Below are 14,585 nucleotides of genomic sequence, written 5' to 3'. Positions count from 1 at the left end.
GTTAGCTTATTAAAGTGAGTGGCTTTTTACCCGCAAGTGCCACAACACGCGCGATCGCACAACTCGATTCATACCCCAAGTCTTTGAGTGCAGCCAAACAGCTACTAGCTTGTGATTCAGGAATAGAAGCTAAGAGCCCACCAGCTGTTTGTGGATCGAATAACAAAGGATAATGCGCATGACTTTCAACTTGCTCCAAGTTATCAATATAACGTGATACTCGGAGATTTTCTGGATGCAGTGAGCTAAAAATCCCTTTTTCTGTTGTCTGGCTTGCTCCTGCCAAAACTGGGATAGCTTCTAGTTGTAACTCAATCGCCACATTGGAAGCTAACACCATCTCCATTAAGTGTCCCAGCAATCCAAAACCTGTGACATCAGTGCAAGCAGTTGCCCCATGTTCCAATAAACACGCAGCAGCCGCTTGATTTGACAGTAGCATTGACTCTACGGCACTATCAATCCAACGACCTTTTGCCTGGCGGCGCATATCAGCAGCAAAGAGTGTTCCAGTTCCTAGTGCTTTGGTCAAAATCAGCACTTGTCCTGGTTGCATTCCGCTTTTACGTAACAGTTTGTCAGGATAAGCCAAACCGTTGCAAGATAACCCAAATCCCAGTTCTGCGCCTTCGGTGGTGTGTCCGCCAATCAGAGGTGCTTGACATTGGTTGAGTACTTTCACCGCACCTGATAATAACTGATAAAGAGTTTCTTCGACTTTAGCTGGTTCAGCGTAGGGAACGGTGGCGATCGCCAGCCCACTTTGAGGAATAGCCCCCATTGCAAAAATATCACTCAAGCAATGATTAGCGCTAATTTGTCCAAAGATATATGGATCATTTATCAAAGAACGAAAATAATCAATAGTATGTACCATCAACTGTCCTGTTGGGACTTGCACCACCGCCGCGTCATCTGGTGCATCCAAACCAATAACGATATCTGTTCTTTCTTCTCCACTCGGTTGTTCTGATTTGATACGGGACAAAACTCTCTCTAGAACTGTACTACCCACCTTTGAACCACATCCAGCGCAACGCATGACTGGGGATTCGGTATTGGGGATTGGGGATTGAAGATTGGGAAAATTCTTCCCCCAGTTTCTAGTCCCCATTTCTGGCAAATCATTGAAGCGTTGCATAAAAGAGCGGTCAATCCAGTCTTTGGTGCGCCATAGGAGTTTGTTAGGTGGTAAGGTAAACGAACCGCGTGTAGCGATCGCCCGTCCATCTCCTGTACCAATTAAACTTAAATATTGTTTCTGTGGTTTATAGGGTTTGAGGGGTTTTCCTAACAAAACTCGCTGCAAATTCTCAAACAAAGGCTTACCTTGTCTTACAGCAAACACTCCAGCTTTGGGACGAGGATGATTTACCATTGTGGCAATATCACCAGCAGCAAAGATGTGCAGGTGAGATAGAGATTGCAATGTATCCTCAACCAAAATAAAACCTTGCTCATCAGTCGCGAGTCCCGCTGATTTTAACCACTGGGGTGCTGATGCTTGTGTCACCCAGAAAATTGAATTGCACTCAACTGTCAACCCAGATTCACATACCACTGTATGCGGTTTGACTTGACACACACTTTCCCCAAGATGCAACTCAACACCCTGCTGAAGCAAAACTTGCTTAACTAAACCTCGCACCGACTTGTGATAATGAGGCATCAGTTCCGCTTCGCGCTGGAATAGATGAATTTCCAAAGCTTTTGTCTTGTTTCCAACCTCACTCAAGGCACCAGATAAAATCCGATGTAAATGAGCTTGCATTGACAACGCCAATTCTACGCCGCCTGCACCTCCACCCACAATTGCAATTTTCATGGGTTCTTGAGAGACGCGCCACCTCTCGTCTCTACAAATTTGATCCCAGTATTGTAGCAATTTAGATACAGGCTTAGCCGCAATTGTATATTCTGCTGCACCTGGTACAGATATTATGGCGGGAGTGCTACCAATATCAATTGACAGCACATCGAAAGCTACCGCAGGACGGTTAGCACAAAGAACTTTGTTGTTCTCCAAATCAAGACCAACAACTCGGTCAATATACAACTGCGCTTGAGCAAAATTCGCTAAGCGTCGTAAGTCAATATGGCATTCGTCATGACTGTAAAATCCGGCAATGTGTCCTGGTAGCATTCCAGAGTACGGTGTATCCGAACTTTCGGTAATCAACGTTAAACGCACTCCGGGTATTGGTTTCATGCCAAACATTCTTAGCACAATGGCATGGCTGTGACCACCACCAATCAGCACTAAATCTCTAACAATCGGCTGTAAATTTTCCTGCATCTTTTGCGGTGAGGCAAATGCTTACGCTGTTTCTGCTATCAGGGTTCGGGCTAGTAACTGTAACTCGATTTCTGTACACATCTATACAAAGAAAGGTAATTTTGTATAGATGTGTATCAATGACATATTCTGTCAGCCTTATTGCTAAGTAACGTTTGCCGAACCTAAGAGGTTCCGCTTCGCTAACGTCAATGTTCAAATGGCTTGTTAAGAAGACGGCACTAGAGCTATAAACCTGTTTACTCATTACTTAACCGCCTTCGACAGAGCCTGATGGCTCACGGTACTATCAAGGTGTCATGACCAAATGAACGTAGTCAGTTAAGACTTAGACTGCACGCTCCGACTTGTCCACAAATGACTATTTCTGTCTAGCTTTGGGTAGGTTTTTCGGAGCGGTTACTATGTGTAACAGTGTCAGCAAATCATTTATTTTCTTAACTATTATATCGCTTAAGTGTTTTGCAATTTTTTATTCTATCTAACAATGCCAGTTTTGACATCATTAATCATACAAGTTACACAATATATTTTTTCTGTTTTGTTGGGTTTAATTATCTGTGTATAGAAATCGCTAGCAAATCGTAAGATCCTCCAAACTCTCTTTAGTCTGTGTCATTTAGGATTTCTAAAAAAAAGTCAAGTTCACATATCAAACAAAATCAGTATATTTATCAAATCTTTATAATTTGAATTTTCTGTAAAAACCGTATATGGTAGGTCAAGTATTAACTATTACTGTCTAATATTAAGGATATTAGCTGTAGTTATTTATTGATGTCCCAGAGAATTAGAAAAATTATTTTAAGAAATCAAATAAAAAAATATTTCCTTAGAGGGTTGCGCCATTTATCAAAATCAATCAATATAATTACTTTAAATAAAATAGAGGGATGGTAGTCAGACAACTGTTTGATGAAAAGATGGAACCTTCTCAGGGTGCACTTGATTTTGTAGAACAATTCGCAATGGAAATTGTTGCTAATTTTTGCGATTCTCCTTTGATGCCTTAAAGGAGATACAAAGCAATATAGCAGGCAAAAATTTCCTTGAGACAAACGATTTGAAAAAGACAATGTCAGGGCGCAAACTTTAATGATGGCAACCAACAATAAACAATTCTCTACCAAGCTACCCTATTTGCAACAGACTTTTATGGTACTAGGATGTATCAAAAAAATTCAGATAAGTCAGTGTCTATGGGACGCATACCAAAGGCTCTCAACACTTGGAATCACAAGAAATATCATCAAATATGGGTGATATCTGGTGAAAGGCAAGCTTTTTGTCTAAGAGCAAATTCTCAAATGGGCAATGCAAAGCAACAGCAGCATCTACCGAGCTTTCGGCAGATATTGAAATTTTGAGACAAATGGTATACTCTTTTGTCAAATAAACTACGTAAATATTCGGTGTTTTGAGGGACACAACAATTATGTCTGCTAGGAAGACAGACGTACTAAAAAATTGGTTGATAGTAATAACAGCGATGTTTACTTTATCACCAACGGTGATTTTCTTAACATTTTCCCAAAGCTCGGGGTTGTCAAACCAAGAAAAAATAGAAAATAGAACTCAAGCATTATCAACGACTGCGACCCTTTTCTTGGGATTGGCAGTGATGATTCATGCATATGTGGCAGCAAAAGGAGTGGAAGCTAGTCAAAAAAGTGCGATCGCAGCTGGAAAAAGCAATGAGATTGAAACGAAGAATGCCCTCCTAGGTCAAGAACAGCTAGTTGCAGAACGCTTTATGACAGCAATTACCCAGCTTGGACATGAAAGTGTTGCAACACGCACAGGTGCAATTTACGCCTTAGAAAGAGTTGCCCAAGATTGTCCCAAAGAATACTGGACAATCATGGAAATTCTGACAGCTTTTGTGCGAGAAAATGCTGCTAGTCAATCGCAAGAGGAGGAAACACAACAAACACCAGCAAGAATTCGTACAGATATTCAAGCAGCTTTGAGCGTCATCGCTAGGCGGGATGCCGAAAAAGAACAGCCAAATCAGAGAATTGATTTACGGTATGCCAACATGAGGGGGGCAGACCTGCATAAAGCAAACCTGCAACAAGCAGACTTGCGGGGATCTGACCTATGTGAAGCAGACCTACGAGAAGCCGACTTGAGTGAGGCAGATTTGGAGGGTGCTCAGCTGTGTGGGTCAATTCTGTATGAAGCCAACTTGCAATCAACCAATTTACCAGATGCAAACCTCTGTGGGGCAAACCTCAATCGGGCTTGGGCTTGTGGGGCAAACTTGCGTGCAGCAAATCTTACAGGAGCAAGTCTGCGTGGAGCTAATCTACAGGGAGCTAACTTATATAAAGCCAATTTGGCTGGGTCTAATTTCAAAGTTGCTAACTTAGAAGGGGCAAAGCTGTTTTTAGCTAATTTGCAAGGAGCAAAGCTGGGTAAAGCCAACCTGCAAGGTGCAGGTTTAATTGGGGCGAATTTGCAACAAGCAAACCTCAATGGAGCGAACCTGCAAGGTGCAAACCTTAATGCAGCTAAACTACAACACACAGAGGTGTTTTTTGCCAACTTTTCTGAAGCAAGCCTCAGAGAAGCTGACCTTGGTGGAGCGAATCTGATGGGAACCAACCTGCAAATGGCAATTCTCGATCAAGCAAACCTGTGTGGTGCAAATCTCATGGGAGTCAATCTCAGTGCAACCAATATGAGCGATGTCAAACTCGAAGGGGCAATCCTGACAGGAGCGAAAAACTTGGAACCTCATCAGATTACACTGGCACTAGGCGATGTCACAACTCGCTTACCAGATGATGTGGAACTCCCAACTCATTGGACGCGCATTGGTTAAGGACGAGCAAATTAGAAGCGCAATTATCTATCACAAAATTTTTTTGCATATAATAATATGCAAACAGGGTGCTTCCCTCAATAACATGACATTTAAGATAAAATTTTAAACCGCTGACCTGACTCAGATTATTCGTGGTTACTCACTAAACTAATAAAACGAAATTGTAACTCTTCTGTTAAGAAAATTATTTAGTTAAGCTTTCATATGAGTGAGGAACCTAAGCAACTAACGCTACGAATTTTGATTGTCGAAGATGACCCCATGATGCGGATTGGACTGAAACATTCGCTCTCTAGCCAACCTCAGCTTGAAATTGTTGGCATGGCAGAGGATGGATATTTCGGCGTGGAAGCCGCTGTAGCCCTCCAGCCGGATGTGGTTGTGATGGATGTTGGGATGCCCCATATGGATGGAATTGCTGCTACACAAGAAATTAAGCGAGTCTTACCGAATGTGAAGGTCGTGATGCTCACGTCCCATACCTCTCAAACTGAGGTGATTGCCGCGCTTTCCAGTGGTGCTGAAGGCTACTGTGTCAAAGGAACGAGTGCGGAGCAGTTAGTCAAAGCGATCGCTGTGGTTCATGAAGGAGCAACTTACCTAGATGCCCAAGTGGCTCAGTCTGTCATTGACCAGCTCAAACCACCTCCAAGAGCGACAAAACCCACTCCATCCATTCCTCCCGGAACACTATCAGACAGGGAACTGGAGGTGTTGCGGCTGATTGTGGATGGTTGCAGCAATCCAGACATTGCCAAGGCGTTGTACCTAAGCGAACACACTGTTAAAACTTATGTGCGAGGAATCATGAATAAGCTGCTGGTGAATGACCGAGTGCAAGCGGCTGTGGTGGCGTTGCGATCAGGCTTAGTCGGATAGGTGCCTTAACTACCACCGATGATATGCAGCACGATATCCGCACAGAAATGAGACAACATGGCGTATTCTAAGCCCCAGCGCCAGTAGAGGAAGCCAAATGCTATTCCCAGCAGGGAGTTCAGCAGCATCGTTCGGGTAATGACAATTGGGGTCAATGACCAGAGGGCAGCAGCGCTTGGCAGATGACCAACGCCAAACAGTAAGGCAGAGAACGCGATCGCTAGCCAGAAGCCGAGTTGTGAGGGTTGTTCCCCTTCTCGCAGCCCAATCTTCCAGAAAACCCAGGCAATCAGCGTCATCAAAAATAGGCGCAGTAATAGCTCCTCCGTAATCCCGCCATAAAAAGAAGCCAGTGCGCGCTTCCACAGGGCAATGTTCAGAGTTGTAGACTGTGCTGTTTGCGGCATAAAGGGTTGAAACAGGAAAGCCAGCCCAAGGATGACAAATCCTCCTAAAAAACCGCTGATCAGTGCAAAATTAATGGCGCGTTTCGATAGGGCGGGTGGTTTTAACCCATAAACAAAGGCACGCGCAAAGGGAGTGTCGAGTCCTAGCGATCGCCCCAACCGTAGCCCAATCCAGCCCAGGATGAAAAGGAGAACGCCGCTTTGGGTGGCGCTGGCGATTGCTAATACAGGTAACGGCACAGGCAGTGATGCAGTTGACGACTGGTTGAGTGTTGCCAGGTAAGGGAAAACAGCAAGGGTCCCCAGCGCACCCAGGACAGCCCAAAAGGCAGCTAGACGGGTGTGCTTGCTGGCGGTTTGATTGGTATGTATATTATTGACGTTCATCGTGAACTTACTACTAGACGGGCAGTGTAAACCAAAACGTGGAGCCATGACCCGGACTGCTGATCACGCCAATCTCACCACCATGCGCGGTAATAATTTGCCGACACATATAGAGTCCTAAGCCGAGACTAAGGGATTGTCGCCTGTCGGGACCACGCGTGTAAAGCTCAAAGAGGCGATCGCATTGCTGCTGAGTCATGCCAACACCATTGTCACTCACCGTACAGCGAACCCACTGGCTTTTAGCTGTTAGGTTTTGACTGTTAGCTTTGGGGTGAAAAATTCTCCGCCGCCTAGAACCTTTGCCTTTCTGCTTCCCTTCAATAACTTCTGCACTAAACGTCAAATGGAAGCCAGGACGGTTGTACCGCAGCGCGTTGGAAATCAAGTTTTCGTATACCCGCCGCAGATGTAGTGGATCAGCATTCACCAATGGCAAGTCAGGCGAGATGACCTGAGTTAACGTTGTTTGTGCTTGCCCAAAGAATGGCTGAAAATCAGTGATGATTGAATTCACTAACGTATCCAGTCTGATTGGCTGACGGTGAAGGACAATGCCATGCAACTGTGTGGAATGGGCGGACAGCAGCGAGTTAATCAGTTCAACTTGGCGATCGCCACTTGCAATCATTTGCTCGAGTAGTTCTTGAGGAATCTTTGCATCTTCACCCGATGGCTTCAAAAAGCTTTTTAATGTCATCACCATGCCCAACACGGGATTTCGCAAATCATGAGAAACCGCATGGAGAAACACTTGCAGTTGTTGCCGCATTTTCAATTCCCGTTGCAAGGAACGTTCGTAGAGAAACACCCCTAGATCCGCTACAAAGCAAATCAAAACAGCATAAAAACCTCCTAGTACATACGTTGCTGAGAGTGACACATCAGGATCTCTCAACCCTAGCAGTACTACAAGGGTGAAATAGCCCAAGACAACCACTTGTGATAAAATATGCAACCGCCATTGCACCGGAATCAGGATTGCTTGGATAGCATAAAACAGAATCCAATCACCTGCGTCAAATCGGGCTTCTTTATAAAAGGTGTCGATGATTTGAGGTGATAGCAGAACAGACCAAGCAAACAGCAAAAATAACCGTTCTGGGTGAGCGCGCATACTGGGATGCTTGAGGAGCAGCAGACACAGCAGTACACTTACAATCTGAGTTCCACTCGTCAGCATATACCTCAAGGTTCTTTCTGCACCAAATGCCATCTGTGGATTACCCAAAGCATTGAGGCTGGGAATGTTGATTGTCAGGTTGAGGATTGTCACCAACAACAACACAATTAGGACAACCCAAACCAGTAAACGAACACGGTTGAACAAAAAGCGATGCCGCCACGCCAAAAACTCCTCGGAAACCATAGATTGTGCGGGTTGCCAAATCGCTCGAAGCGTATCGAGATAACGAGCAAAGGACATCCTGACAGGTAAGCAAAGGTGAACACTTTTCATTATGCGTTTGCTGATCAGTTGCAGAGTGGGAATTGACCTAGCCATTGCTCATTTCAAACAGTGATTATTGATTTCTCGTACAGCTAGAAGCCTCTTTGATATTAGGGTCACTGGTTTCACGACTTCACCACTTCCTGCTAACGCGTCTGTTTCTTCCATCAGTCGATTCACCCGATCAGATGAATCAATCGCGCAAACCGATCAGGCGAGGTGGCAAACAAGCGACAACCACACGATTTAGTTATGACGCTAAAGACAGCGCCCCAAGCAAGACAGCGAAGCTAAAAGGGAATATTTCAATGAACCGCATTCAATCTCCCGTTCAATTCACTAGGTTATTAGCTCCTATGAGCCTGAGTGTAACAACACTCCTCACTTGTTTCCTAACCAGTTCTACCCAAATAGCTCAAGCAGGATCTTGTCGAACGGTTGCAAAGCACTGGGACGGCTACGTCGATGTTCGATCAGCACCCAAAGTTCGCTTTAACAACTTGATTACCATGCTGCCTAACGGCACGGAGTTAGAAGTTATCGGACAGCAAGGCGATTGGCTGGAAATTTATGCTCCAGAACCAGGATGGGTGGCAGAAAATCAAACCCGGCGAATCTGTTCTAGGGACGGCAGACCCCGCCGAACTAACCGAGATTACAACTACCGAGATTACGATGGCTATCGAGATTAGCTAACTATCTACTTGACTCTGAACTAAGATCCGAAATCAAGTAATCTGTAAGTGTAGCTCCAGGCTGTTTACTACTCGAGTTCACAGAATAACATTAAATTACCGCAAGGCTGTTAGTGATGCATACGCGCTGGTTATAATATCCATTGCCCAATCCTTTAATCAACAGACCCAGTTAAATTTGATGGAGAGTTTTGACTTCAAAGGATTTTGGTGGTTGCCCAATAATCCTAGTGAGAAACTAGCTGGAATTTGCAGCTTCACTCCTTCTGAAGGCGGCGAACTAGAGCTAATAGGTGACTTCAGCAGTCTGGCTGAAGGCAATGATTCGGATCAGCCTTTACTTATATTAGGCACTACTCTCAAAGGAGAGATAACTTTATACAATTGCTTTCTAACAAAGAAGGAAATGAGACATGGAAGTATTGAAGTTTCTCTTTATTGCGTAAACTTAATTTTCTCAGATATCCATTTTTGTACTGATTCAGACGTAAAGTTTAACAGTATTTCCATACATTACTCATGCGTCAATGAATGGGTAAATCTTAAAACATTTGATTTTGTACACTCAGAAGATAGTGAAGAGCATTTAGTATATAAAGCTTGGGAGCAACTTGCTCAAGCATCTGTTGACAACAACTATCGCCTATCAATTGATATTCGCTGTGGGAAAAGCGTTAACTTCTTTGAAAAGATAACAGTTGATAGAAAAGTATTTTTAACCATAGAGTCTTCTGAAGAAAAGCACTATAAAGAATATAGACAAGTAATGCGTTATATACGAAACTTTTTAACGCTAGGAATCACAAAGCCAGTTTTTCCATTAGTCATGAACGGTTTTATATCAAAAGATGGTCAAACATCAGTTGTTAGGATATTAGGAAAGTTAGCAATTCCAGAAAACGATATTACTGAGTCCAAATTGTCTTGGCATGAGATGTTTTTCACTTTTCGTGATATTTCAGATAATTTTGAGTTCTTTGTTAAAAATTGGTTTAATAAAGTAAAAGATTTAGGAACAATTTCTGAACTCTATTTTGGAACATTGGAAAATCCTGATTCATATTATCCTCAACAGGAATTTCTTAGCTTGATTCAAGCTCTAGAATCTTATTGTCAAAAGAATCTAAATCCTAATATAAAGAAGATTGAAAAACCTGAAAATGAATATTTAGAAATGGTAGAGGTAATTATTAATCAAGTTCAAGAAGAAAACTATAAAGGATGGCTGAAAAGCAAATTAAAGAACAGCAATCATACCAGTTTAAGTGTAAAAATAATGAGCTTATTAAAGAGTGCAAGCCTTCAAGAAATTATTAAGCATCTTAAAAAATCTGAAAAAGCCTTCAATGTGTTTTTGGATGGTAAATCTAGAGATGATTTTGTTAACAAGATTGTAAAAATTAGAAATAACCTATCTCATGGTAGTGGATATAACGAAGATGTATACGGTAAAGATTTTCGCTTGCAAATTCAGAGGCTAAAGGTTCTTATTGAAATATTGCTGCTAAAGGAATTAGGCTTTGATAAAGAAACCGTTGGAACTCTACTTCTAAGGTCACGGGTAGGATTAAGAATATCTGAAAATGGGTGAAGATAACTACAAGTATATGCCAAGCTGTCTAACTAGTCGCTGCACCAGAACGTACCAGAGTTATCGGTGGGATGCGGAGGTTGTCTCCGGTCAGTGAGATTGATCGTTAGCCTGTTCCGTTTCCCAACCAGTGGAGGAAGGGGTTTCATCTTGCTTGGTTATGATGAAAGCAGAAGGCGAGTCAGTAAAGTTTATGCAATCTGTTATCGACATTGGCACACTGATTGTCCACACACCCGGAATTTGCGGCGGTCGTCCTCGGATTGCTAGCACCAGGGTTTCTGTTCAGCGGATTGCAGCTTGGTACAAGATGGGACTAAATGCAGAAGAAATTGTCGAGCGGATGGGTAATCTGACCTTGGCTCAAGTTTATGCAGCTTTGACCTATTACCATGCCAACCGAGAAGAAATTGAAGCTTACCTGAGTGCTGAAAAAGCAGACTACGAGCGACTTGCTGCCGAGATGGGTCAACTAGCATGAGTCTGATTCGCCTATTTATCGATGAAGATTCAATGGATCGGCAGTTTGTCAGAGCCTTAAGAGCGAGAGGGGTAGACGTTACAACTGTTGGAGAAATTGGTACAACTAGCTTCAGTGATGCAGACCAGTTGATTCTTGCAACTGAGCAGCAGCGAGTCTTGTATACGTTTAACGTTGGAGACTTCTGCCAGTTGCACAGCGTCTACATGGCTGAACGACGAACTCATACTGGAATTGTTATTTCATCACAAGAATACTCGGTGGGTGAGCAAATGCGACGAGTCTTAAAACTTATGGCAGCCAAATCCGCTGAAGAAATGGTGAACCAGTTAGTATTCTTGAGTGCCTACATTCCAAGTGACTGAATCTGCATTTGTAGTTAGTGTGCGCAGCTTAAGAACGTAGCTATTTGAAATATTTGATTGATTCACCCGATCAGTTCAACAAAACTCCACTGCCCCTAAAGCTTTGAGTGTAGCTTTCTGCGCTACAGTTAAACCTGTAACACCAGTGATGTTCATCCCCTCGTATAGCCGATCAGCTATCAGCGTTTTTTTGCACTCATCCGTTTTGACATCCCAAAGCTTGATCGTCTCATCTTGGCTGCCACTGGCGAGTACCAGACCATCCGGACTCCAAGCTATTGAGCGTACCCAACTGGTGTGACCTTGCAAAACTTTGAGACATTTCCCTTCAGCGACATCCCACAAGCGAACTGTTTGGTCAGCACTGCCACTAGCTAGGATACGACCATCCGCACTCCAAGCTACTGCCCATACTCCACTGGTATGACCGTGTAAAACTTTGAGACACGTACCGTCAGCAACGTCCCACAACTTCACCAAGGAGTCATTACTGCAAGTTGCAAGGATACGACCATCCGGACTCCAAGCTACTGAGCATACCCAGTCGGTGTGACCATGCAAAACTTTGAGACACGCACCGTCAGTGACATCCCACAAGCGAACTGTTTGGTCAGCACTGCCACTGGCAAGCGTCCGACCATCTGGACTAAAGCTGACTGAGGGGACCAAACTGCTGTGACCGTGCAAGATATGTAGAACTCTCGGATGCAATGTCTCTACACCAGAACGCACATCCCACAATCGCACCGAGGAATCATAACTTCCACTGGCGAGGGTACGACCATCCCGACTCCAAGCTACTGAGTGTACCCAGCTGTGTCCCTGCAACGCCAGTAGGCACCTACGTTGTGACACATCCCACAACCGTACTGAGGAATCATCACTGCCACTGACCAGGGTACGACCATCCGGACTGAAGGTGACGGAGTATACCGTATTGCTGTGACCATGCAAGATATGTACAGGCGTTGCATCTGAAAGTTCTACACCGTTACGTACATCCCACAACCGAACTAGGGAATCTAAACTGCCACTAGCAAGGGTTCGATCATCCGGACTCCAAGCTACTGAACGTACTCCACTGCTGTGACCCTGCAAAGCTCTTAAGGCTTCGCCGTCGCGCACATCCCACAACCGCACTGAGGCGTCATAACTTCCACTGACCACGGTACGACCATCGGGACTCCAAGCTACTGAGCGTACTCCACTGCTATGACCCTGCAAAGCTCCTACGCAGTGGCCAGAAGCCACATCCCACAACCGTACCGAGGAGTCATTACTTCCACTGGCGAGCGTCCGACCATCCGGACTCCAGGCTACTGAGCGTACCTCAGTGCTATGACCGTGCAAGATATGTACAGACGTTGCATCCTTTAGTTCTACACCAGAACGTACATCCCACAGCCGTACAGTGGAATCATGACTGCCACTCGCCAGCGTCTGTCCATCTGGACTCCAAGCTAGTGAGCGTACTCCACCGCTGTGACCGTGCAAAGCTCCTACGCAGTGGTCTGTTTTTGCATCCCACAGCCGAACCGAGGAGTCTTGAGAGCCACTCGCCAGGGTTTGACCATCGGGACTAAACGTGACTGTCCATACTGAACCAGCATGACCGTGCCACGCTCTGAGGCACGCACCGTCAGCAACATCCCACAACCGAACACTGGAGTCTTGAGAGCCACTCGCCAGGGTCTTGCCATCTGGGCTGAAGCTGACCGACCAGACTCCACTGGTGTGCTCCTGCAAAACTCTTACGCAACGGCCAGAAGCGACATCCCACAACCGCACACTGAAGTCATTACCGCTACTAGCCAGGGTACGACCATCCGGACTGAAGGCGATCGCCCATACCCAACCACAATGCCCTTTCAACGTCAACAATTGTTGACAATTTGTCACTTGCCATAAACTGATGATACCATCTACATCGCCCGTCGCTAACAGTTTGCCATCGGGGCTAAAGGTCACCGACAAAACACTGCTTAAGGTTTGGGCGAACACAGACTTAGCAAAAGCGGCGTTCTGGAAATTAACACCAGCCAAATTCACCCGCCGGAGATCTGCTTGCCAAATTGTCAGATTTGAAAAATCGAAGGAAGCTAAATTAATTTTGAGTTGACTCGATAAATTAATTAGATTACCGCCGCCATATCCAGTAGCGCCAGGAAATTCGGCTTGCAGTTTGACTAAAATGCGCTCCAGTTTAGCTTCGAGATTTTTCTTAAATTTTAAGGTCGTCAGGAGCCTGTCTGTAATCGGTTTTAAAATCAGGCGAATCTGAATTTCTCTGACATACTCCTTGGCTGTTGCTTTGATCAGAGCATGGCTAAGCAATAATCCGGGTTCTTCTGTGGTAATTTCTTGACAAAATGACTCAATTATGTTTTCATTCACGTACTCCATCACCACAGGTTGTTGCGTGTAGCGGCAAGACTGTTTTTCCAGCAGCGTAGGCGCAGCCTTCTCGATTAGAGATCGCGCCCACAGACTTTCTAGAGCTTCCAACAATTTTCCCCGAGGCACTGTAGGTACCATGTCTGACTCTAGCTCAGCAATGGTCGTTCCTTCGCGATTAATCGCCAACCAGTACATGATGCTCTTCTCCAGAGGAGAGAGGCGCTCAAAATGCTGGTCTAGCAATCGCCGAATGCCATTGAAAACAAAAGTGTTCTGTTGCAAAAATGCCCCAATATCCCCGTCAAACAGGTCTTGAATTGAGGTAGCCACAATTTTTACTGCTAGAGGATTGTTGCTGTAGCGATCGCACAACTGCTGCTTTTGGGCATCGGCACCTACAAGTCCTTTGGCATCAAGCAAAGCGATCGCTGCTTGAGGTGAACCATTCAAACGTAGCGAGCGGACTGGCAACTTATCGCCCTCATTAACGGCAATCTCCGACGGTTTTTCCCGACTCGTGAGGATTAAGCAACTAGAGTGGGCAGTTTCTCCAATCACTTTGAGCAGTTCGCCATATCCTTCATAACCTGCGCGGAATTGTCCAGCCTCACCTGCCTCCAGAATAGTTTCCATGTTGTCCAAAATCAGCAGGCATCTTCTAGAGCGCAGGTAATAAATCAGCCGTGCTATCTCAGTAGAACTTTCCCCAAAGTCAGACACAAAGGCGACCAGTTCACCCAGGAGCGTTTCTAAGGGTGGGGCATGCAAGAGCGATCGCCAAATCACATACTCAAACTCATGCTGCAC

Annotated in this window: 10 protein-coding genes; 6 read left to right on the top strand and 4 right to left on the bottom strand. The window is 44.8% G+C overall.

From position 1 onward, the window contains the following. Position 1: 1 nt before the first annotated feature. Positions 2-2,296 carry a selenide, water dikinase SelD gene (gene selD / locus V5G28_RS18825; RefSeq protein WP_332997044.1) on the bottom strand — a complete coding sequence of 765 codons (2,295 nt, stop codon included), beginning with the start codon at positions 2,294-2,296 and terminating at the stop codon, positions 2-4. A 1,435-nt stretch (positions 2,297-3,731) separates the two neighbouring features. Between selD and V5G28_RS18820 the strand changes: the two genes are divergently transcribed. Then, positions 3,732-5,123, top strand: a complete 1,392-nt coding sequence (locus V5G28_RS18820) for a pentapeptide repeat-containing protein (RefSeq protein ID WP_332997042.1) — start codon at positions 3,732-3,734, stop codon at positions 5,121-5,123. 207 nt (positions 5,124-5,330) lie between these two features. Continuing rightward, a complete protein-coding gene (locus tag V5G28_RS18815) occupies positions 5,331-6,005 on the top strand; it encodes a response regulator transcription factor (RefSeq protein ID WP_332997040.1) in 675 nt (224 codons plus the stop codon). 5 nt (positions 6,006-6,010) lie between these two features. Here V5G28_RS18815 and V5G28_RS18810 read toward each other — a convergent pair whose 3' ends face one another. Next, entirely contained in the window at positions 6,011-6,847 is an 837-nt protein-coding gene (locus V5G28_RS18810; RefSeq protein ID WP_332997038.1) for a CPBP family intramembrane glutamic endopeptidase, read from the bottom strand. Beyond that, positions 6,813-8,303, bottom strand: coding sequence for a sensor histidine kinase (locus V5G28_RS18805; RefSeq protein ID WP_332997036.1), 1,491 nt, complete (start codon positions 8,301-8,303; stop codon positions 6,813-6,815). Before V5G28_RS18805 ends, V5G28_RS18810 begins: the two co-directional genes overlap by 35 nt. Positions 8,304-8,437: 134 nt before the next feature. Between V5G28_RS18805 and V5G28_RS18800 the strand changes: the two genes are divergently transcribed. From V5G28_RS18800 to V5G28_RS18785, 4 genes are all read left to right on the top strand, one after another. Beyond that, positions 8,438-8,941, top strand: a complete 504-nt coding sequence (locus V5G28_RS18800; protein ID WP_336231213.1) for an SH3 domain-containing protein — start codon at positions 8,438-8,440, stop codon at positions 8,939-8,941. 184 nt (positions 8,942-9,125) lie between these two features. Further along, complete coding sequence (locus V5G28_RS18795; RefSeq protein ID WP_332997032.1) at positions 9,126-10,535, top strand: HEPN domain-containing protein; 1,410 nt, start codon at positions 9,126-9,128, stop codon at positions 10,533-10,535. Between the two features lie 193 nt (positions 10,536-10,728). Then, positions 10,729-11,016, top strand: a complete 288-nt coding sequence (locus tag V5G28_RS18790; RefSeq protein WP_332997064.1) for a DUF433 domain-containing protein — start codon at positions 10,729-10,731, stop codon at positions 11,014-11,016. Then, on the top strand, positions 11,013-11,381 hold the full coding sequence (locus V5G28_RS18785) for a DUF5615 family PIN-like protein (protein WP_332997030.1): 369 nt from the start codon (positions 11,013-11,015) through the stop codon (positions 11,379-11,381). Before V5G28_RS18790 ends, V5G28_RS18785 begins: the two co-directional genes overlap by 4 nt. Positions 11,382-11,456: 75 nt before the next feature. Here the strand turns inward: V5G28_RS18785 and V5G28_RS18780 are convergent. Continuing rightward, positions 11,457-14,585: WD40 repeat domain-containing protein (locus V5G28_RS18780; protein ID WP_332997027.1), on the bottom strand; the 3,129-nt coding region annotated here is incomplete at its 5' end.

Source organism: Scytonema sp. PRP1 (genome assembly GCF_036697665.2).
Classification (GTDB): Bacteria; Cyanobacteriota; Cyanobacteriia; order Cyanobacteriales; family Nostocaceae; genus Kalymmatonema; species Kalymmatonema gypsitolerans.
This window is presented reverse-complemented; position numbering and strand designations above follow the sequence as displayed.